Source organism: Pseudomonas sp. BR20 (assembly GCF_050780135.1).
In the GTDB taxonomy this organism is placed as follows: domain Bacteria; phylum Pseudomonadota; class Gammaproteobacteria; order Pseudomonadales; family Pseudomonadaceae; genus Aquipseudomonas.
Window position 1 is genome coordinate 4,142,617 of record NZ_CP172012.1, and the last position, 18,552, is coordinate 4,161,168.

An 18,552-nucleotide genomic window follows, 5' to 3' on the forward strand; every position below is an offset into this window, starting at 1 on the left:
ATGGTGTTGAACAAACGTGCAACCGCGGTGCTGTTCGCGGGCTTATTGGCCACGGCCACTCACGCGGCCATGGCGGCCGAGAGCGTCAATTTCGTGAGCTGGGGCGGTAGCACCCAGGATGCGCAGAAGCAGGCCTGGGCCGACCCGTTCAGCAAGGCCAGCGGCATTACCGTGGTCCAGGATGGGCCCACCGACTACGGAAAACTCAAGGCCATGGTCGAAAGCGGCAACGTGCAGTGGGACGTGGTGGATGTCGAAGCCGACTTCGCCTTGCGCGCCGCCGCCGAAGGCCTGCTCGAACCCCTCGACTTTTCGGTGATCCAGCGCGACAAGATCGACCCGCGCTTCGTCTCCGACCATGGCGTGGGCTCGTTCTTCTTCTCCTTCGTGCTCGGCTACAACGAAGGCAAGCTCGGCGCCGGCAAGCCCCAGGACTGGACCGCGCTGTTCGACACCAAGACCTACCCCGGCAAACGCGCCCTCTACAAATGGCCAAGCCCCGGCGTGCTCGAACTGGCGCTGCTGGCCGACGGCGTCCCGGCCGACAAGCTCTACCCCCTGGACCTGGACCGCGCCTTCAAGAAACTCGACACCATCAAGAAAGACATCGTCTGGTGGGGCGGCGGTGCGCAGTCGCAACAGTTGCTGGCGTCCGGCGAAGTCAGCATGGGCCAGTTCTGGAACGGTCGCATCCACGCCCTGCAGGAAGACGGCGCGCCCGTGGGCGTGAGCTGGAAGCAGAACCTGGTCATGGCCGACATCCTCGTCGTGCCTAAAGGGTCGAAAAACAAAGCGGCTGCGATGAAGTTCCTCGCCAACGCCAGCAGCGCCAAGGGTCAGGCGGATTTCTCTAATCTGACCGCCTATGCACCGGTGAACATCGACAGCGTGCAGCGCCTGGATTCGGTGCTCGCGCCGAACCTGCCGACCGCCTACGTCAAGGACCAGATCACCCTCGATTTCGCCTACTGGGCCAAGAACGGTCCGGCCATTGCGACACGGTGGAATGAATGGCTAGTCAAATGAAAATGACGGCAACCACACCGACCGGGAGCGCCCTCGGCGCTGCCGGCGCGGTTTCGCCCAAGGCCGGGGCGCCGTCCGTGGCACAGCGCTGGCGGGGCTCGAGCAACCTGATCCCGGCCCTGCTGTTCCTCGGCCTGTTCTTCCTGGCGCCGCTGATCGGCCTGTTGCTGCGCGGCGTACTGGAGCCGGTGCCGGGCCTGGGTAACTATGAACAGCTGTTCGCCAACTCGGCCTATGCACGGGTGCTGCTCAACACCTTTTCGGTGGCGGGCCTGGTGACCCTGTTCAGCCTGCTGCTGGGCTTTCCGCTGGCCTGGGCGATCACCCTGGTGCCGCGGGGCTGGGGGCGCTGGATCCTGAATATTGTGCTGCTGTCGATGTGGACCAGCCTGCTCGCCCGCACCTATTCCTGGCTGGTCTTGCTGCAAGCCTCCGGGGTGATCAACAAGGCGCTGATGGCCATGGGCATCATCGATGTGCCCCTGGAGATGGTGCATAACCTCACCGGCGTGGTGATCGGCATGAGCTACATCATGATCCCGTTCATCGTGCTGCCGTTGCAGGCGACCATGCAGGCCATCGACCCGATGATCCTGCAGGCCGGCTCGATCTGCGGCGCGAGCCCGTGGACCAACTTCTTCCGCGTCTTCCTGCCGCTGTGCCGGCCGGGGCTGTTTTCCGGCGGCCTGATGGTGTTCGTGATGTCCCTCGGTTACTACGTCACCCCGGCGCTGCTCGGCGGTGCGCAGAACATGATGCTGCCCGAGTTCATCATCCAGCAGGTGCAATCGTTCCTTAATTGGGGCCTGGCCAGTGCCGGCGCCGCGTTGCTGATCTTCATCACGCTGGTGCTGTTCTACTTCTACCTGAAGCTTCAGCCGGAATCCCCGGTTGGCGCCAGCAACGCGAGGTAAGCCGTCATGCTCCTGACCCCCAATGCCATGAGTCGCAGGATGCGCTTGGGCCTCTACACCACCACCGGGTTGATTGGCCTGTTCCTGCTGCTGCCGATCGTGTTTATCGTGCTGCTGTCGTTCGGCTCGTCGCAATGGCTGGTGTTCCCGCCGCCGGGCTGGACGCTGAAATGGTACGGCCAGTTCTTCTCCAACGCTGACTGGATGAACGCAGCCATGGCCAGCCTCAAGGTGGCCGTGCTGACCACCGTGTTCGCCGTCGCCCTGGGCCTGCCCACCGCCTTTGCCCTGGTGCGCGGGCGCTTCCCCGGCCGCGAATTGCTCTATGGCCTGTTCACCCTGCCGATGATCGTGCCGCTGGTGATCATCGCCGTGGCGGTGTACGCGCTGTTCCTCAAGCTTGGCTACACAGGCACGATGTTCGCCTTTGTGGTCAGCCATGTGATCGTGGCGCTGCCGTTCACCATCATCTCGATCATCAATTCGCTGAAGCTATTCGACCAGTCGATCGAGGACGCGGCGGTGATCTGCGGCGCCTCGCGGTTGCAGGCGGTGTTCAAGGTGACCTTTCCGGCGATTCGTCCAGGGATGGTGGCCGGGGCGTTGTTCGCCTTCCTGGTCTCGTGGGACGAAGTGGTGCTCAGCGTGATGATGGCCAGCCCGACCCTGCAAACCCTTCCCGTAAAAATGTGGACCACCCTGCGCCAGGACCTGACGCCTGTGATCGCCGTCGCGTCGACGCTGCTGATCGGCCTCTCGGTGCTGGTCATGGTGATTGCCGCCGCCGTTCGCCGGCGTACCGAAACCCGCGCTTGAGCGCCGAGGAGAAGAACATGAGTGCAGTGATCAACGATGTCGCGCAGAGCCATGGCCAACCCCTGGTCAGCCTGCGCAACCTGAATAAGCACTACGGCGAATTTGCTGCCGTGAACAACATCTCGCTGGACATCCAGGACGGCGAATTCCTCACCTTCCTCGGCTCCAGCGGCTCGGGCAAAAGCACCACACTGTCGATGCTTGCCGGCTTCGAAACGCCAAGCAGCGGCGAGATCCTGGTCAGCGGCCAATCACTGGTCAATGTACCGCCGCACAAGCGCGACATCGGCATGGTGTTCCAGCGTTACTCACTGTTCCCGCATTTGTCGGTACGCGACAACATCGCCTTCCCCCTGGCGATTCGCAAACTGGCCAGCGCCGAACGCGAAAAGCGCGTCGACGCCATGCTCAAGCTGGTGCAACTGGAGCAGTTCGCCCATCGCCGCCCTTCGCAACTGTCCGGCGGCCAACAGCAACGGGTCGCCATCGCCCGCGCGCTGGTGTACGAGCCACGCATCCTGCTGATGGACGAACCCCTCGGTGCCCTCGACAAGAAGTTGCGCGAAGACCTGCAGGACGAACTGCGCCAGCTGCACCGGCGCCTGGGCATCACCATCGTCTACGTGACCCACGACCAGGAAGAAGCCATGCGCCTGTCCCAGCGCATCGCGATTTTCAGCCACGGCAAGATCGTCGGCCTGGGCAGCGGCTTCGACCTCTACCAGAACCCGCCGAACGCGTTCGTGGCGTCGTTCCTCGGCAACTCCAACTTCCTCAAGCTCAAGGCCCAGGGCAACGCGGCGGCAGCGTTCGAAGGCCAATCCCTGTCGATCCGCCTGACCAGCGGGCTGCGCACCGAGCAGGATGTGCTGCTGATGGTGCGCCCGGAAAAAGCCCTGGCGCTGAGTGTCGAACAGGCCGCTGAACAACCGTTGGCGGCGGGCTGGAATGAAGTGTCGGCGATTGTGGGTGAGGTGCTGTTCCTCGGCGAAAGCCAGACCTGCACAGTGAAAACCCTCGGCGGCACGTCAATGACGGTCAAGGCGCTGTCCGCTGCGGACATGCCCCTCAAGGCCGGCGACCCGGTGCGTGTGCGCTGGGCGACGGCGGATGCGTGTGTGTATACGGAGTGGGCCGAGAGTGATCTGAACAAGGCCGCAGGCGCGCATTGAGTCACCCATGTGGGAGGGAGGCCCCACTCCCGCTTCGAAGTAGGGCTGCTGCGCAGCCCAACGCGGGACAAGCCCGCTCGCCACAAGAATGCTGTCGACTGAAATTGCTTAAGCAAAACTCAAGACTTTAGGGTGAAATTTTAACTTTTAAAATCAGTAAGTTATTTTAAGTTTGAGAAGAGCATGGCTATCTACACAACGTTCTAGTCGCCAACGGCAACCACGATGCGAAGCGAGCCGCCCTTGATCTTGCTTTGGATCTTGTTCTTGATCTCAGGCGCCCCGTTAACCACGCTGGCCGGAATCCGATAGTGATTTGGGGGGTAAACCGGCAGGGATGTCGGTTTAGCCGCCCCGCGCCATGGATGGCGCGTGGCGGCGGCCCCCAAATCACTGTCGGATTACGGGCACACCGAGCCTAGGCGAGGTGCCGAGTGGTGGGGCAAGAGCCCTTTTGGTTACTTTTGGGGCTCTTTTCCAAAAGTGACCCGCTGTAAGAGCGGAACCCTAAGTGGCCGTTACCGCAGCAACGGATATGTACTCGGCCTGACATCCTGGTCGGCTGTCAGGCCGCCATCGGGGGCAAGTCGAATCGTCGCACCGCCCCTCCCACATTTGAGCTGCATTTACCCGTTAAAGCTGGCGCTCGAAAATCGCCCCCTCGATCCCCAACACCTCACGGGTATCGGCATAGATCCCCACGCCCTTCTCCCACACGTGCTTGATCGACCGGTCGGCGCAGCGAATCCGGTAATTGAGCTCGAACGGCTCCTGCCGTGACAACGCATATTGCACCTCGCGCCACACATAGTCGGCATCCTGCGCCAGGATCAGGCTGTTGTAGGTGAACTCATGGTTGTCCACCAGGCGCTCGGCGGGGTAGCCGGTCAGTTCCAGGCAGCCGGCGCTGACGAATTCCATGGTCCAGTCGCGGTTGTTGCGGCCGCGATAGATCAGGCCCGGCATGCTGTCGAGCAAGCTCATGCTGCTGCGCTGGCTGGCCTGCCAGGCGATTTCGCGGCGCTTGTGCGTGGTGACATCGCCGGCGACCAGATAGAAACCTTGGGGGCCGCGCTTGAGGCTGATCTCGAACCAGCGCAATTCGCCGTTGGGGTGCACAAAGCGCAGGCGCTGGTTGAATGAGGTGTCGGGGCGGCGGCGCAGTTCATTCAGGGCCTGGCGCCATAGCGGGCGGTCTTCCTGGTGCACGTAGTCCATCAGGTTGCGCTCCGCGCCGGGCGGGCCCATCAACTCGGCCCAGGCCAGGTTGAAGTGGGCGATCTGGCCGTTGTCGCGCAGTTGCAATAAGGCGGCGGGAAAGCAATCCATCAAGTCCATTGGCGGCGGCGCAAACGCTTCGGGGCTGTCCCTCATCTAGTGGCGCTCCTCGTGTTTCATCAAGGCGCCGCTGTGCACCCAGGCCGCCAGCTCCAGGCGCGAATGCAGGCCGAGCTTCTGCAACAGGCTGCGCACGTAGATTTTCACCGTGCCGTCGCTGATCCCCAGCTCCCGGCCGATCTGTTTGTTGCTCATGCCGGCGGCGATCAGCGCCAGGGTCTGGCCTTCACGCTCGGTAAGGTTTTCGCTGCCCGCTGCCTCACACGCTTGCGTGGGCTCGGCCTGGTCGGCGAGCAAGGCAATCAGGGTCGAGTCCAGCACGATCGCGCCCTTGTGACAGTTGCGCATATACGCCAATAGCGCATCCGGCTCGGTTTCCTTGAGCACATAACCGCTGGCGCCCAGGCGCAAGGCCGTGAGCAACTCGGCGCGGTCCATGGAGGCGGTAAGCACCACCACCTGGCAATCCAGGCGCAACTGGCGCAGTTCATCCAGCACCTGTAATCCGCTGAGGCCCGGCATGTGCAAATCCAGCAGCACCTGTTGCGGCGTCAGGCTCACGGCCAGGTTGATGCCCTCGCGGCCGCTGGCCGCCTGCCCCACCACTTCGAAGTCGCCGCTGGCATCGAACAACTGCGCCAGGCCCTTGCGAAACAACGGGTGATCATCGATCAGTAATAAGGTCGTGCAGTCCATCGAGACTCCCCTGTGGCAGATCGTGGTGGCGACGCAGGCCAAGGTGCACACGCACCCCGTGCGGGCGGATCGCTTCTATGCTCAGCCGTGCGCCGATGCTGGCGGCGCGCTCGCGGATAATCGCCAGGCCGAAATGGTTGTGCTCGTCGCAGGCCGGGATCAAGCCGATGCCATCGTCTTCCACCGACACCGAGGCGTCGCCATCCTGGGTCTGGCGCAGTTCGATGCGCACGTGGCGCGCGTGGGAGTGCCGCACGGCATTGGCCAGGGCCTCGCGAATGATCTGCAGGATCTGCAATTCGGTTTCCGGGCTCAGGGCGTCGTCGGCCAGGCGGTTGTCGAGTTCGAAGACAATGATGCAGCGCCGCGAGAACTCCGCGACCGAGTCGGCCAGGGCCTGGCGCAGCGAGCGCCCGTCCATGGTCAGGCGCGCACTGGTGATCAGCTCGCGCACCTGGCGTTGCAGTTGGCTCAGGCCGGTGCACAGGTCCTGCAGTGCCGGCTCGCCCAGCTGCGACTGCAAGCCATGGGCCTGGAACGACAGGTAGCCCAACTGCTGCGCCACCGAATCGTGCAGCTCACGGGCCAGGGCGCCGTGACGGGAGGTCGCCTGTTTGCGCTGCTGCTCACGGTTGTGGCTGCGCAGGCGTACGGTCACGCCTACCGCCTGCGCCGCCTCTTCCAGTAACTGGCGCCAACTGGCACCGGCGCGCCGGGGGGTGTCGAGCAGCAATGCGCCCTTTTCACCCTCGGGCAAGGCGCACACCAGACGGTGCACGCCCCGTTGCCGGCAAGGTCCGCAGGCTTGAGGGGCGTCCGTCACGCTGGCGTCGCGCCAGGGGCAACGCGCGATCTCCTGGCAGCCGTCGACCCACCCTCGTCGCGTCGGGCCCAGGTCTTCGCCGCCGAGGATCAGGTTAAGCCTGGCAGGCGGCAGCAGTGCGTCGAAACGGTCCAGGAAACCCGACAAGGCACCGTCAGCGTGCAGGGGTAACTCGGCCAACAACCTGCGCACGCTGCGCGCCTGTTCGCGGCGTATAGGCCCCAACCAGAGCGGCCAGCCTTTTGGTCGTGTCAGCACTCTTTGATAACTCCCCGTCCGGTTGCTCTGCATGGTCGAAAGGCCCAGCAACTTCCATGCCCCGAATGGCCGGCGCGCAAGGCTTATCTCCAAAGGCATAGCCCTTTTTCCAGATTGAGAAGATTTTCCCCATAGGAAAGTATCTCTCCCAACAGGAAACAAATACACACCGTGGAGAGCCCGCATGACGCCTACCCGCAGCCGCCCCATCGTGGTGATGCAATCAGCCGCCGCCAGCGCAGCGTTCATCAGCGAACTGCACATGCCCGTACTGTTGAACGGCGAACACCCCGACTTTGCGCGGCGCCTGCAACAGGCGCTGGCCAGCGCCACCGTGGGCTGCCGGCTCTACCTGCTGGGCGACGAAGCCTTTATCTGGCGTGTGCACGGCGAGGCCCGTGCCGCTGGCCTGGAAGACGACGAGATCGACATGACCTGCACCACGCCGGGCCTGCGCCAGGTGTATTGCGCACACTGCGGCCTGACCCAGGCGGCCGGGCCGGAGCCGCTGTTGAACTGCATCGGCTGCCACGTCGGGCTGGAGGTCCGCACGCATTTTTCCCGGCGCCTGGGGGCGTATCTCGGCGTGTGCATCAACCCTGACCAGCCCTACGCGGGGTTCCAGCCATGAGCGCGGCCCTCAAGGTCCAGGTCAGCGCCGCACGCATGCTCACGCCGGTGGTGCGCGAATTCACCCTGACACCCGCCACGGGCAGCCTGCCCGGCTTCTCGCCCGGCAGCCATGTGCAGGTGCACCTGCCGCTGGCCGAAGGCACGGTGCGCAACGCCTATTCACTCACCAGCGACCCGGCGCACCCCCAGCACTACCGCATCGCCGTGCGCTTGCAAGACGCCTCGCGCGGTGGCTCGCAGTACCTGCACAGGCAGGTGCAGGTCGGCGACACCTTGCAGATTTCACCACCGGCCAATCTGTTCGCCCCCCATGGCACCGCGCGCCTGCATATCCTCATCGCCGCCGGGATCGGGATCACGCCGTTCATGGCCTATATCGCCGCGATGGAACAACAGCAGGCCGACTTCGAACTGCATTACCTGTTCCGTCCGGGCCTCAGCGACGCCTATCTCGACGAGTTACAAGAGCGCCTCGGCCCGCGCCTGCACACCTACGATCGGCGCCCGGACCTAGACCGAATCCTCGGCAATCGACCGCTGGGCAGCCACGTCTACACCTGCGGTCCGCAGCCCTTGCTCGAGGCGGTTGAGCAACACGCCACACGCCTCGGTTGGCCGAGCAGGCGTGTGCATTCGGAAGCCTTCAAGGGCGCACAACCCGGCCAGCCATTCGACCTGCACCTGCTGCGCAGTGGCCGGCGCCTGCGGGTCGAGGCCGAGCAAAGCCTGCTCGAAGCCCTGGAGCACGCAGGATTACAGGTGCCCAACCTGTGCCGTGGCGGGGTCTGCGGCCAGTGCATCACGCGCCACCAGGGCGGCGCCATCGAACACCGCGACAGCTTTCTCAGCCCGGCCGAGCAGGCCGACTTTCTGATGCCCTGCGTCTCGCGCGGCAGCGGCCCCTGCGTTTCGCTGGACCTATAGGAGTGAGTGCCATGCCCCTGCAAACGAGCCCCGTGCTGAGCTATCGCGACGATTTCAGCTTTCGCAACAGCCCGGCAGCGATCCGGCGTTTTCCCTTTCCCTTTATCGAGGACAGCTACCTGTACTCGGTGAACATCGAACCGGCCATCTCCCGCGACCCCGGCTCGATCTATGAGCACGCCTTCGACATCGACGAGCACTACCGCTCGGAAATGGCCGAGCGCGCCCTGGTGCTGGACAAGGACCCGCGCCGCTACCTGGTGATGCCGCACATGCAAGTGGCGGCCTGGGATGCGCTGCAGATGATCATGGAACACCTGGCCGCCGACTACCCGCAGTCGTTCAGCCTGACGCAAAACGGCGAGCGCTGGCAGTGGCGCAACCACCTGCTGGACATCGACCAGCACTTCATCTTCGGCGATGCCACCAGCCTGCCCTGCGCGCCGCTGGAGTACATCGGCCGTCAGGTGCAGGGGGATTTCGCCCTGCTCGACCAGCGCGACGGCGACCTGTACATGGACGCCGGCCTGGTCACCAGCCCGGCCGACTGGTCGCTGGCGTTCGACGCCGGCATGAGTTTCAAGCAGTGGCACGCACCGGTGCCCATGGCCCATCAGATGGGCGTGTTCGAACGGGCGCTGAAGTACCTGCTCAACCTGCAGGTCGGCCAGCCGGTACGGCGCTTGAACTGGACACTGACCATCAATCCGCGCCTGGATTCGTCGCCGGAAACCTTCCATGAATGGGGCGCCGATCGCGGCCAGATCACCGCGCAGAACGTCGGGCAACAGGTGCACCTGCGGGTCGAGCTGCAAGTGATGGCGCGCCTGCCGCGCAGCCACGCGGTGATGTTCAGCATCCGCACCTACCTGATCAGCCTGGACGAGCTGGTCACCCAACCCGGCTGGGGCTGTCGCCTGCACCGCGTGCTGCGCGACCTGCCCGACCCCATCGCCGACTACAAGGGCATGACCCGCTACCGCCACACGCTGGTCGAGTGGCTGAGCCAGTTCGACCCACAGGCCTGACGCCCCTTCTTCTACGACAAGGAACCTCACATGACCCACTCATGGCGTATTTCTGCATTGGCCGAACGGCACCGCGCCCTCGGCTCCCACCTCGAAGACTGGAACGGCATGGGCACTGCCTGGACCTACAGCAGTGACCTCGCCGACCACCACCAGGCGATCCGCACCCGCGCCGGCCTGATGGACGTGTCCGGCCTGAAAAAAGTCCACTACGTGGGCCCCCACGCCGAGAGCCTGTTGCAGTGGGCCACCACCCGCGACATCGCCAAGCTCTACCCCGGCAAATCGGTGTATGCCTCGATGCTCGATGAGGACGGCAAGTTCGTCGATGACTGCATCGTCTACCGCACCGGCCCCAACGCGTTCATGGTGGTGCATGGCGCCGGCACCGGGCATGAAATGCTCGTGCGCTCGGCCCAGGGCCGGCAAGTGGCGGTGCTGTTCGATGACGACCTGCACGACCTGTCGCTGCAAGGCCCGCTGGCGGTGGATTTCCTCGCCGAACACGTGCCCGGCATCCGCCAACTGGCGTACTTCCACCACCTGCAAACCCGCCTGTTCGACCGCCCGGTGATGATCTCGCGCACCGGCTACACCGGAGAACGTGGCTATGAGATTTTCTGCAAGGCCGCCGATGCGCCGTTCCTGTGGGACAGCATCCTCGAACAAGGCGCGAGCCTGGGGATCATCCCCTGCGCCTTCACCGCCCTGGACTGGTTGCGGGTGGAAAGCTCGCTGATGTTTTTCCCCTACGACAACTCGCAGATGTACCCCTTCGCCGACCAGAAGGCCGGCGACACCCTCTGGGAAATGGGCCTGGATTTCACTGTTTCACCTGGCAAGAACGCCTTTCGTGGCGCCGAAGAACACCTGCGCCTGCGCGGCCAGGAGCGCTTCAAGATCACCGGTGTGCTGCTTGAGGGCGTCCGCGCCGCCGAAGCCGGCGACACCGTGTGGCAGGGCAACCAGCAAGTCGGCGTGATCACCTGCGGCATGTATTCGCGCCTGAGCAAACGCTCGATGGCCATCGCGCGCATGAGCGTCGCCTGTTCCGAACCCGGTATTGCCTTGCAGGTTCGCGGCAGCCTTGAGGCCAGCGCCAGCACCCACGCCCTGCCCTTCGACGACCCGCAAAAAACCAAGCGCACGGCCAAGGGCTGAACCTTCCTTCACGCAATTCAGGAGCCTTCGATGGACGCCTCCAGCGAACATTACATCCTCAAGATCACCTGCCCGGCGGCGTCCGGGATTGTCGCCGCGATCAGCGCTTGCCTGGCCCAACAGCAGTGCTACATCAGCGAGCTGGCACAGTTCGACGATGAGTTCACCGGGCAGTTTTTCATGCGCGCAGTGTTCCGTTTCAACACCGGCGTGAGCGGCGACATCGGCGCCCTGCGCAAAGGCCTCGGCGACCTCGCCGGTGGCTTCGACATGCACTGGCAGTTGTTCAGCTCACGCCAACCGACCCGCGTGCTGCTGATGGTCAGCAAGTTCGACCACTGCCTCACCGACCTGCTCTACCGTCACCGCAAGGGCGAGATGGACATGCACATCACCGCCGTGGTCTCCAACCACCTGGACCTGCGGGCGATGGCCGAACGCGAAGGCATCCGCTTCATCTACCTGCCGATCACCAAGGACACCAAGGCCGGCCAGGAAGCCGAGCTGATGCGCATCGTCGAAGACACCCAGACCGACTTGGTGGTGCTCGCGCGCTACATGCAGATCCTGTCCGACGGGTTGTGCCAGCAACTGTCGGGCCGGGCGATCAATATCCACCACTCGTTCCTGCCCGGTTTCAAGGGCGCCAAGCCCTACCACCAGGCCTATGACCGTGGCGTCAAGCTGATCGGCGCCACCGCCCACTACGTCACCAGCGACCTGGATGAAGGCCCGATCATCGAGCAGGAAATCCAGCGCGTCGACCATACCCACCTGCCCGATTCGCTGGTCGCCATCGGCCGTGACACCGAAACCGTGGCCCTTTCCAAAGCCCTGAAATACCACCTGGAACACCGGGTGTTCATCAACCAGGACAAGACAGTGATCTTTCGCTGAAACCTTCAGGAGGCACGCTCATGACCCTACGTGTAGCAATCATCGGTGCCGGCCCATGCGGCCTGGCGCAACTTCGCGCGTTCCAGTCGGCCCGCGACAAAGGCGCCGCCATCCCTGAGCTGGTGTGCTTCGAAAAACAGCAGGACTGGGGCGGCATGTGGAACTACACCTGGCGCACCGGCCTCGACGAGAACGGCGAGCCGGTGCACGGCAGCATGTACCGCTACCTGTGGTCCAACGGTCCCAAGGAATGCCTGGAGTTCGCCGACTACACCTTCGAAGAGCATTTCGGCCGGCCCATCGCCTCCTACCCGCCGCGCGAAGTGCTGTGGGACTACATCAAGGGCCGCGTGGAAAAGGCCGGCGTGCGCGACTACATCCGCTTCAACAATGTGGTGCGCCAAGTCACCTTCGACGAACAGAGCCAGCGCTTCACCCTCTACGCCCACGACTACACCAGCGACACCTTGACCTGCGAGGAATTCGACTACGTGATCAACGCCTGCGGCCACTTTTCCACGCCCAAGGTGCCGTACTTCGAAGGCTTCGAACAGTTCGCCGGGCGTATCCTGCATGCCCACGATTTTCGCGAGGCGCTGGAGTTCAAGGACAAAGACCTGCTGATCGTCGGCAGCAGCTATTCGGCCGAGGACATCGGCTCGCAATGCTACAAATACGGCGCGCGCAGCATCACCAGTTGCTACCGCAGCGCGCCCATGGGCTATGCCTGGCCGGATAACTGGGAAGAAAAACCGCTGCTCCAGCGCCTGGAAAACAACCGCGCGTACTTTATCGATGGCAGCAGCAAGCACATCGACGCGGTGATCCTGTGCACCGGCTACAAGCACCACTTCCCGTTCCTGCCCGATGAACTGAGCCTCAAGACCGACAACCGCCTGTGGCCGATGAACCTCTACAAGGGCGTGTTCTGGGAACCCAACCCACGCCTGATCTACCTCGGCATGCAGGACCAGTGGTACTCCTTCAACATGTTCGACGCCCAGGCCTGGTATGCCCGCGATGTGATCCTCGGGCGCATTCAACTGCCCGGCCACGCCGACATGGTCGCCGACAGCCAAGCGTGGCACGCACGGGAACAGACCCTGGAAACCAATCAGCAGATGTTCGAGTACCAGGGCGCCTATATCCAGCAACTGGTGGACGCCACCGACTACCCGAATTTCGACATCGCCGCCGTCAACGAAACCTTTCTGCACTGGAAGCACGACAAGGCGGAAAACATCATGGGCTATCGCGACAAGTCCTATCGCTCGCTGATGACCGGCACTCAGTCACCGCCGCACCACACGCCGTGGTTGCAGGCCCTGGATGACTCGATGGCGGCGTACCTGGGCGAGCCCGCGACCCCCATCAAGTCGGTCGGCTGATGATGAATGCACCGCGTGTTTCCCATCCCCGAGAGCCCGGGCTGTTTGCCCGCGCGCCGAACCTGGAACGCTACCGCGTGGCCGTCGGCGGCGTGACCCTGGTTGACTTGCAGCCTGGCGACGGCCTGCAAGTGATCGACGTCGAAGGCCGGCAAACCTGCGCACTGCTGGCCCTCGACGCCGGCGGCCGCAGCGCCCTGGCGAGCTGGGGCCTGAGCGGGTCAACGGCGTGCAGCGTGCCTGGGCGTATCGGCCAGGCGCTCCAGCGGCGCGGTATCGACACACAGGCATTGCCGCTGGCTGCCTCGCTGTGGGATACCGACAGCCCGCCCGGCCACAGCCGACAGTTTGTCGCCGAGGACGCGCTGCTGGTAATCGTCGCCGCCCCCGCCGAGGCCACCGCCGTCGACCGGCAATACCGGCCCAGCGAGCTGCGCCTGCGGGTGACGCGGGCCAACCCCTCGCCGCTGCTGGTACCGGCCCTGCCCGAGCCGCTGGGCGATGTACTCGACGAATTCACCCTGCGCGCGGGCACGGCCCACAGCTACACCGTCGCCAAAGGACAGTACATCCAGGTGCTGGACGTCGCAGGCCGCCAGTGTTCGGACTTCGTCGCCCTCGACCGGCGAGCCCTGGATCGCGGCGTCGAGCTGGACCTGGACCAGACCGTCACGCGCACCCTGAACGGCAGCGCCTACCCGGCACCGGGGCTGTTCTCGAAGTTTTTCGACCGCCATATGCAACCGATGCTGGAGGTGGTGCAAGACACCGTCGGGCGCCACGATTCATTCGCCCTGGCCTGCGCGGCGCGCTACTACGAAACCCATGGCTATTTCGGGCACGACAACTGCAGCGACAACCTCAGCCGCGTCCTCGCCCCCCATGGCGTGAAGGCGCGCAACGGCTGGCCGGCGATCAATTTCTTCTTCAACACCGGTATCGATGCGCACCAGCAGATGACCCTGGATGAACCCTGGTCACGGCCCGGCGATTACGTGCTGCTGCGGGCCATGACCGACCTGCTGTGTGGCAGTACCTCGTGCCCGGATGACATTGACCCGGCCAATGGCTGGAACCCGACCGACATCCATGTCCGCATCTACAGCGAGAAGGAGCGTTTTTCCATCGCCATGAGCACTCGAACCACGGCGGATGCCGACCCGATCCTCACCCGTGAGTCCGCGTTTCACTCACGTACCCGCGCCCTCACCGGCAGCTTCACCGACTACCGCAACTGGTGGCTGCCGCTGCGCTACGACGGTTACGGCGTCACCGAGGAATACCTCGGTTGCCGCGAACGGGTGGCGGTGATGGACCTGACCGCCCTGCGCAAATTCGAAATCATCGGCCCCGACGCCGAAGCCCTGTTGCAGTACTGCCTGACCCGCGACGTACGGCGCCTCGCGGTGGGCCAGGTGGTGTATTCGGCGATGTGCCATGCCCACGGCGGCATGCTCGACGACGGCACCCTGCTGCGCCTGGGCCCGGACAACTTCCGCTGGATCTGCGGCGAAGACTACGCCGGCGTGTGGTTGCGCGAGCAGGCACAGAAACTGGGCATGAAGGTGTGGGTCAAGTCCGCCAGCGAACAGATTCACAACCTGGCGGTACAGGGGCCGCTGAGCCGCGAGCTGCTCAAGCAGATGGTCTGGACTCCGCCCACGCAACCGAGTGTGGAAACCCTCGGCTGGTTTCGCTTCCTGGTCGGTCGGCTGGACGGTTTCGACGGCTGCCCGTTGATGATTTCGCGCACCGGCTACACCGGCGAACTGGGCTTTGAGGTGTGGTGTCAGCCCGAAGACGCCGAACGGGTCTGGGACCGCATCTGGCAACTCGGCCAACCCTTGGGCCTGGTGCCCCTGGGCCTGGAAGCCCTGGACCTGCTGCGCATCGAAGCCGGGCTGATTTTCGCCGGCTACGAGTTCAGCGACCAGACCGATCCGTTCGAGGCCGGTATCGGTTTCAGCGTGCCGCTCAAGAGCAAGACCGATGACTTTATCGGTCGCGACGCCCTGCTGCGGCGCAGCGCCCATCCCAGCCACAAGCTGGTCGGCCTGCACCTGAGCGGCAACGAGACCGCCCACCATGGCGACCCGGTGTACCAGGGCCGGGCCCAGGTCGGGGTGATCACCAGTGCCTGCCGCTCACCGCTGCTGGCCAGCAATATCGCGCTGTGCCGGGTCGACGTGAGCTGCGCCGAGCCCGGCACTGAACTTGAGATTGGCAAAGTCGATGGCCTGCAGAAGCGCATCAGCGCCACGGTCAGCGCAGCGATTTTCTACGACCCGGACAAAAGCCGGGTGCGTAGCTGATCGTCCCGAAACGTGTGTGCCACCCCATTTTGACTGCCCCAACCTAACCGCTATTCAGACATGGGAATACGAAGATGGAAGCGACGACGTTCGAGGCTGTACCGCAGGCTGCCGGCTCGGTGGGCAGCCTGCACCGCAAGATCGATTGGCGCGGGGCATTCTGGGTCGCCAGTGGTGTGCCCGCGCTGGTGTTGTTCTCCATCGGTGCGATCGCCGCCACGGTGGGCAAACCGGCGTGGATCGTGTGGATCGTGTCGATCCTGTTCGGGTTTATCCAGGCCTTCACCTACGCCGAGATCGCCGGGCTGTTCCCGCACAAATCCGGCGGCGCCTCGGTGTACGGCGCGGTGGCCTGGGTGCGCTACAGCAAGCTGATCGCACCGGTGTCGGTGTGGTGCAACTGGCTGGCCTGGTCGCCGGTGCTGTCCATCGGTTCGGGGCTCGCGGCGGGGTATATCCTCACGGCGCTGTTTCCCGCCGATGCGCTGATCAACACCTGGCAACTGACCCTGCTGGACCTGGGCTGGGTGAAAAGCGGTCTGTCGTTGCGCATCAACGCGACGTTCGCCATAGGTTTGTTGATTTTGCTCACGGTGTTTGCCGTGCAGCACGGCGGCATCCTGCGGTCGGCGCGCCTGACCCTGGTGCTCGGCGTCACCTCGTTGATTCCGCTGCTGCTGGTGGGCGTGGTGCCGTTGTTCACCGGGGATGCGACCCAGGCCAACTTCCTGCCGCTGTACCCCCTGGCCCATGACGCGGCCGGTCAAGTCATCGATGGACCGTGGGATATATCCGGCTGGTCACTGATGGCCGGTGGGCTGTTCATGGCGGCGTGGTCCACCTACGGCTTTGAAACGGCGGTGTGCTACACCCGTGAGTTCAAGGACCCCAAGCGCGACACCTTCAAGGCGATCTTCTACGCCGGCCTGCTGTGCATCCTGGTATTCACCCTGGTGCCGCTGGCATTTCAAGGCAGCCTCGGGCTGGGCCAACTGGTGACGCCGGCGGTGCTCGACGCCAGTGGCGCAACCGTGACGCCCGCGGTGTACAGCGGCCTGCTCTCGCCGGCGATCTACAGCGGCATGGGCGTTGGCCAGGTGCTGGCCGACAGCATCGGCGGCGGCAAGGTGGTGGCCAATATCGTATTGATCATGCTGGTGCTGGCGACGTTGCTGGCGATCATGACCTCGATGTCCGGTTCGTCGCGCACCCTGTATCAGGCTTCGGTGGATGGCTGGCTGCCCAAGTACCTGGGGCGCACCAACGAACATGGCGCGCCGACGGCGGCGATGTGGACCGACCTGTCGTTCAACCTGCTGCTGTTGCTGATGTCGGACTACGTGTTCGTGCTTGCGGCGTCCAACGTCAGCTACATCATCTTCAACTTCCTCAACCTCAATGCCGGCTGGATCCACCGCCTGGACCGCCCCGACTGGGTGCGCCCGTACAAAGCCCCCACCGTGCTGCTGGCGGCCGGCGGCGTGCTGAGTTTCGTCAACCTGGCCTGCATGGGCCTGGGCGCGGACATCTGGGGCGCAGGCACGCTGGTCACCGGCTTGCTGTTGGCGCTGCTGATCCTGCCGGTGTTCTGCTACCGCCACTATGTGCAGGACAAGGGCCGCTTCCCCGCCGCCATGCTCACTGACCTGTATATCCAGGCCGATGACGGCCAACGCCGCGCCGGCTGGCTGCCCTATGCCACGCTGGTCGCCGGTGTGCTGGTGGTGTATGCCTGCCATCAACTGGTAGCCTGAGCCTTCTGGCCTGCCTATGGCTGAGGGATTCCTATCCCTCAGCGTCTTATTTCCCCAGACAACGGTGACGCTTTTGACCAGCTCTCTCCCCACGCTTGCCCGCGATATCGACGGCAAGGCCATCTCTGCCCAGGTGCTCGACGAGGTTCGCGAAGAGGTCCTGCTGCTTGCCTCGCAGCAAATCTACCCGGCCCTGGCGGTATTGCTGGTGGGCGATGACCCGGCCAGCCACGTCTACGTGCGCAATAAACTGCTGCGGGCCAAGGAAGTCGGGATTCGCTCCCTGGAATACCGGCTGCCGGAGGATGCCAGCCAGACGCAGGTGCTCGACCTGCTTGCCCAGTTGAATGCCGACACGTCGGTCAACGGCATCCTGGTGCAGTTGCCGCTGCCGGCGCATATCGACGAAGCGGCGGTGATCCATGCGATCGACCCGATCAAGGATGTCGATGGCTTCCACCGCGAAAACGTCGGCGGCCTGGTGCAAGGCATCGAAGTGCTCACACCCTGCACACCCAGCGGCTGCATGCGCCTGCTGCACGAAACCTGCGGCGACTTGAGCGGCTTGCACGCGGTGGTGATCGGGCGTTCGAACATTGTCGGCAAACCCATGGCAACCCTGCTGCTGCAGGCCAACTGCTCGGTCAGCGTGGTGCACTCGCGCAGCATCGATGCACCGGCGCTGTGCCGTTTGGCCGACATCGTCGTCGCCGCCGTAGGCCGGCCGCAGTTGATCGACGCCAGTTGGCTCAAGCCCGGCGCAGTGGTCATCGATGTGGGGATCAACCGCATCACCACCGAGACCGGCACACGGTTGGTGGGGGATGTGGATTACGCCAGCGCACGCACCGTTGCCAGCGCAATCACGCCGGTGCCCGGCGGTGTGGGACCGATGACGATTGCCTACTTGCTGAAGAACACCCTGGTGGCGAGCCAGCTGCAACGCAGCAAGGCAAATGCGGGAGGGGACTTGCCCCCGATGGCCGTAGCTCAGCTACAACCAAGCTGACTGACAGACCGCTGTCGGCGAGGTATCCACAACGGTAACCACGATGCGAAGCGAGCCGCTCTTGATCTTGCTGTAGATCTTGATCTTGATCTTGCTGTAGATCTTGATCTCAGGCGCCCCGTTAACCACGCTGGCCGGAATCCGATAGTGATTTGGGGGGTAAACCGGCAGGGATGCCGGTTTAGCCGCCCCGCGCCATGGATGGCGCGTGGCGGCGGCCCCCCGAATCACTGTCGGATTACGGGCACACCGAGCCTGGGCGAGGTGCCGAGTGGTGGGGCAAGAGCCCTTTTGGTTACTTTTGGGGCTCTTTTCCAAAAGTGACCCGCTGTAAGAGCGGAACCCTAAGTGGCCGTTACCGCAGCAACGGATATGTACTCATTCCAACTCCAACAAATGGTCG

16 protein-coding genes are annotated in these 18,552 nt (G+C 64.0%); 13 read left to right on the plus strand and 3 right to left on the minus strand.

What is annotated here, in order from left to right; genetic code table 11:
* The 4 genes from ACHPFG_RS18905 to ACHPFG_RS18920 are packed head-to-tail and all read left to right on the plus strand — an operon-like array spanning nt 1 to nt 3,928.
* Nucleotides 1–1,026, plus strand: a complete 1,026-nt coding sequence (locus ACHPFG_RS18905; RefSeq protein WP_027603596.1) for an ABC transporter substrate-binding protein — start codon at nt 1–3, stop codon at nt 1,024–1,026.
* A complete protein-coding gene (locus tag ACHPFG_RS18910; protein WP_259245030.1) occupies nt 1,023–1,940 on the plus strand; it encodes an ABC transporter permease in 918 nt (305 codons plus the stop codon). Before ACHPFG_RS18905 ends, ACHPFG_RS18910 begins: the two co-directional genes overlap by 4 nt.
* 6 nt (nt 1,941–1,946) lie before the next feature.
* On the plus strand, nt 1,947–2,756 hold the full coding sequence (locus ACHPFG_RS18915; protein ID WP_010567348.1) for an ABC transporter permease: 810 nt from the start codon (nt 1,947–1,949) through the stop codon (nt 2,754–2,756).
* Nucleotides 2,757–2,773: 17 nt separating this feature from the next.
* A complete protein-coding gene (locus ACHPFG_RS18920) occupies nt 2,774–3,928 on the plus strand; it encodes an ABC transporter ATP-binding protein (protein ID WP_431700124.1) in 1,155 nt (384 codons plus the stop codon).
* Nucleotides 3,929–4,561: 633 nt separating this feature from the next.
* On the opposite strand, the gene ACHPFG_RS18925 is transcribed toward ACHPFG_RS18920, so the two are convergent.
* The 3 genes from ACHPFG_RS18925 to ACHPFG_RS18935 are packed head-to-tail and all read right to left on the minus strand — an operon-like array spanning nt 4,562 to nt 6,977.
* Nucleotides 4,562–5,302: a PAS domain-containing protein gene (locus ACHPFG_RS18925; RefSeq protein WP_131698770.1), complete on the minus strand. Its 741-nt coding sequence runs from the start codon at nt 5,300–5,302 to the stop codon at nt 4,562–4,564.
* Nucleotides 5,303–5,962, minus strand: a complete 660-nt coding sequence (locus tag ACHPFG_RS18930) for a response regulator (RefSeq protein ID WP_131698771.1) — start codon at nt 5,960–5,962, stop codon at nt 5,303–5,305. It lies immediately after the preceding gene.
* The gene (locus tag ACHPFG_RS18935; RefSeq protein ID WP_431703495.1) at nt 5,931–6,977 is read right to left on the minus strand and encodes an ATP-binding protein; all 1,047 of its coding nucleotides are present in this window, start codon (nt 6,975–6,977) and stop codon (nt 5,931–5,933) included. The genes ACHPFG_RS18930 and ACHPFG_RS18935 overlap by 32 nt, the downstream gene beginning before the upstream one ends.
* 250 nt (nt 6,978–7,227) lie before the next feature.
* On the opposite strand from ACHPFG_RS18935, the gene ACHPFG_RS18940 reads away from it, so the two are divergent.
* From ACHPFG_RS18940 to folD, 9 genes are all read left to right on the plus strand, one after another.
* Nucleotides 7,228–7,674 (plus strand): dimethylamine monooxygenase subunit DmmA family protein, encoded by a 447-nt coding sequence (locus ACHPFG_RS18940; RefSeq protein WP_145338776.1) that lies wholly within the window; start codon nt 7,228–7,230, stop codon nt 7,672–7,674.
* A complete protein-coding gene (locus ACHPFG_RS18945; RefSeq protein WP_431700125.1) occupies nt 7,671–8,600 on the plus strand; it encodes a PDR/VanB family oxidoreductase in 930 nt (309 codons plus the stop codon). The genes ACHPFG_RS18940 and ACHPFG_RS18945 overlap by 4 nt, the downstream gene beginning before the upstream one ends.
* An 11-nt stretch (nt 8,601–8,611) precedes the next feature.
* Nucleotides 8,612–9,628, plus strand: coding sequence for a heme-dependent oxidative N-demethylase family protein (locus ACHPFG_RS18950; protein ID WP_145338778.1), 1,017 nt, complete (start codon nt 8,612–8,614; stop codon nt 9,626–9,628).
* 30 nt (nt 9,629–9,658) lie between these two features.
* Entirely contained in the window at nt 9,659–10,789 is a 1,131-nt protein-coding gene (locus tag ACHPFG_RS18955; protein ID WP_092488268.1) for an aminomethyltransferase family protein, read from the plus strand.
* 30 nt (nt 10,790–10,819) lie between these two features.
* Nucleotides 10,820–11,686 carry a formyltetrahydrofolate deformylase gene (purU, locus tag ACHPFG_RS18960; RefSeq protein ID WP_431700126.1) on the plus strand — a complete coding sequence of 289 codons (867 nt, stop codon included), beginning with the start codon at nt 10,820–10,822 and terminating at the stop codon, nt 11,684–11,686.
* 20 nt (nt 11,687–11,706) lie between these two features.
* Nucleotides 11,707–13,074, plus strand: coding sequence for an NAD(P)-binding domain-containing protein (locus ACHPFG_RS18965; protein ID WP_131698776.1), 1,368 nt, complete (start codon nt 11,707–11,709; stop codon nt 13,072–13,074).
* 2 nt (nt 13,075–13,076) lie between these two features.
* Nucleotides 13,077–15,386, plus strand: coding sequence for a DUF1989 domain-containing protein (locus ACHPFG_RS18970; protein ID WP_431700127.1), 2,310 nt, complete (start codon nt 13,077–13,079; stop codon nt 15,384–15,386).
* Nucleotides 15,387–15,460: 74 nt separating this feature from the next.
* The gene (locus ACHPFG_RS18975; RefSeq protein WP_145338780.1) at nt 15,461–17,140 is read left to right on the plus strand and encodes an APC family permease; all 1,680 of its coding nucleotides are present in this window, start codon (nt 15,461–15,463) and stop codon (nt 17,138–17,140) included.
* A 16-nt stretch (nt 17,141–17,156) separates the two neighbouring features.
* Entirely contained in the window at nt 17,157–18,149 is a 993-nt protein-coding gene (folD, locus tag ACHPFG_RS18980) for a bifunctional methylenetetrahydrofolate dehydrogenase/methenyltetrahydrofolate cyclohydrolase FolD (protein ID WP_431700128.1), read from the plus strand.
* The last annotated feature ends 403 nt before the right edge of the window (nt 18,150–18,552 follow it).

Coding starts and splice junctions, on each gene's coding strand:
- ACHPFG_RS18905 (WP_027603596.1), top strand. CDS start 1: ATGGTGTTGAACAAACGTGCAACCGCGGTGCTGTTCGCGGGCTTATTG.
- ACHPFG_RS18910 (WP_259245030.1), top strand. CDS start 1,023: ATGAAAATGACGGCAACCACACCGACCGGGAGCGCCCTCGGCGCTGCC.
- ACHPFG_RS18915 (WP_010567348.1), top strand. CDS start 1,947: ATGCTCCTGACCCCCAATGCCATGAGTCGCAGGATGCGCTTGGGCCTC.
- ACHPFG_RS18920 (WP_431700124.1), top strand. CDS start 2,774: ATGAGTGCAGTGATCAACGATGTCGCGCAGAGCCATGGCCAACCCCTG.
- ACHPFG_RS18925 (WP_131698770.1), bottom strand. CDS start 5,302: ATGAGGGACAGCCCCGAAGCGTTTGCGCCGCCGCCAATGGACTTGATG.
- ACHPFG_RS18930 (WP_131698771.1), bottom strand. CDS start 5,962: ATGGACTGCACGACCTTATTACTGATCGATGATCACCCGTTGTTTCGC.
- ACHPFG_RS18940 (WP_145338776.1), top strand. CDS start 7,228: ATGACGCCTACCCGCAGCCGCCCCATCGTGGTGATGCAATCAGCCGCC.
- ACHPFG_RS18945 (WP_431700125.1), top strand. CDS start 7,671: ATGAGCGCGGCCCTCAAGGTCCAGGTCAGCGCCGCACGCATGCTCACG.
- ACHPFG_RS18950 (WP_145338778.1), top strand. CDS start 8,612: ATGCCCCTGCAAACGAGCCCCGTGCTGAGCTATCGCGACGATTTCAGC.
- ACHPFG_RS18955 (WP_092488268.1), top strand. CDS start 9,659: ATGACCCACTCATGGCGTATTTCTGCATTGGCCGAACGGCACCGCGCC.
- purU (WP_431700126.1), top strand. CDS start 10,820: ATGGACGCCTCCAGCGAACATTACATCCTCAAGATCACCTGCCCGGCG.
- ACHPFG_RS18965 (WP_131698776.1), top strand. CDS start 11,707: ATGACCCTACGTGTAGCAATCATCGGTGCCGGCCCATGCGGCCTGGCG.
- ACHPFG_RS18970 (WP_431700127.1), top strand. CDS start 13,077: ATGAATGCACCGCGTGTTTCCCATCCCCGAGAGCCCGGGCTGTTTGCC.
- ACHPFG_RS18975 (WP_145338780.1), top strand. CDS start 15,461: ATGGAAGCGACGACGTTCGAGGCTGTACCGCAGGCTGCCGGCTCGGTG.
- folD (WP_431700128.1), top strand. CDS start 17,157: ATGGCTGAGGGATTCCTATCCCTCAGCGTCTTATTTCCCCAGACAACG.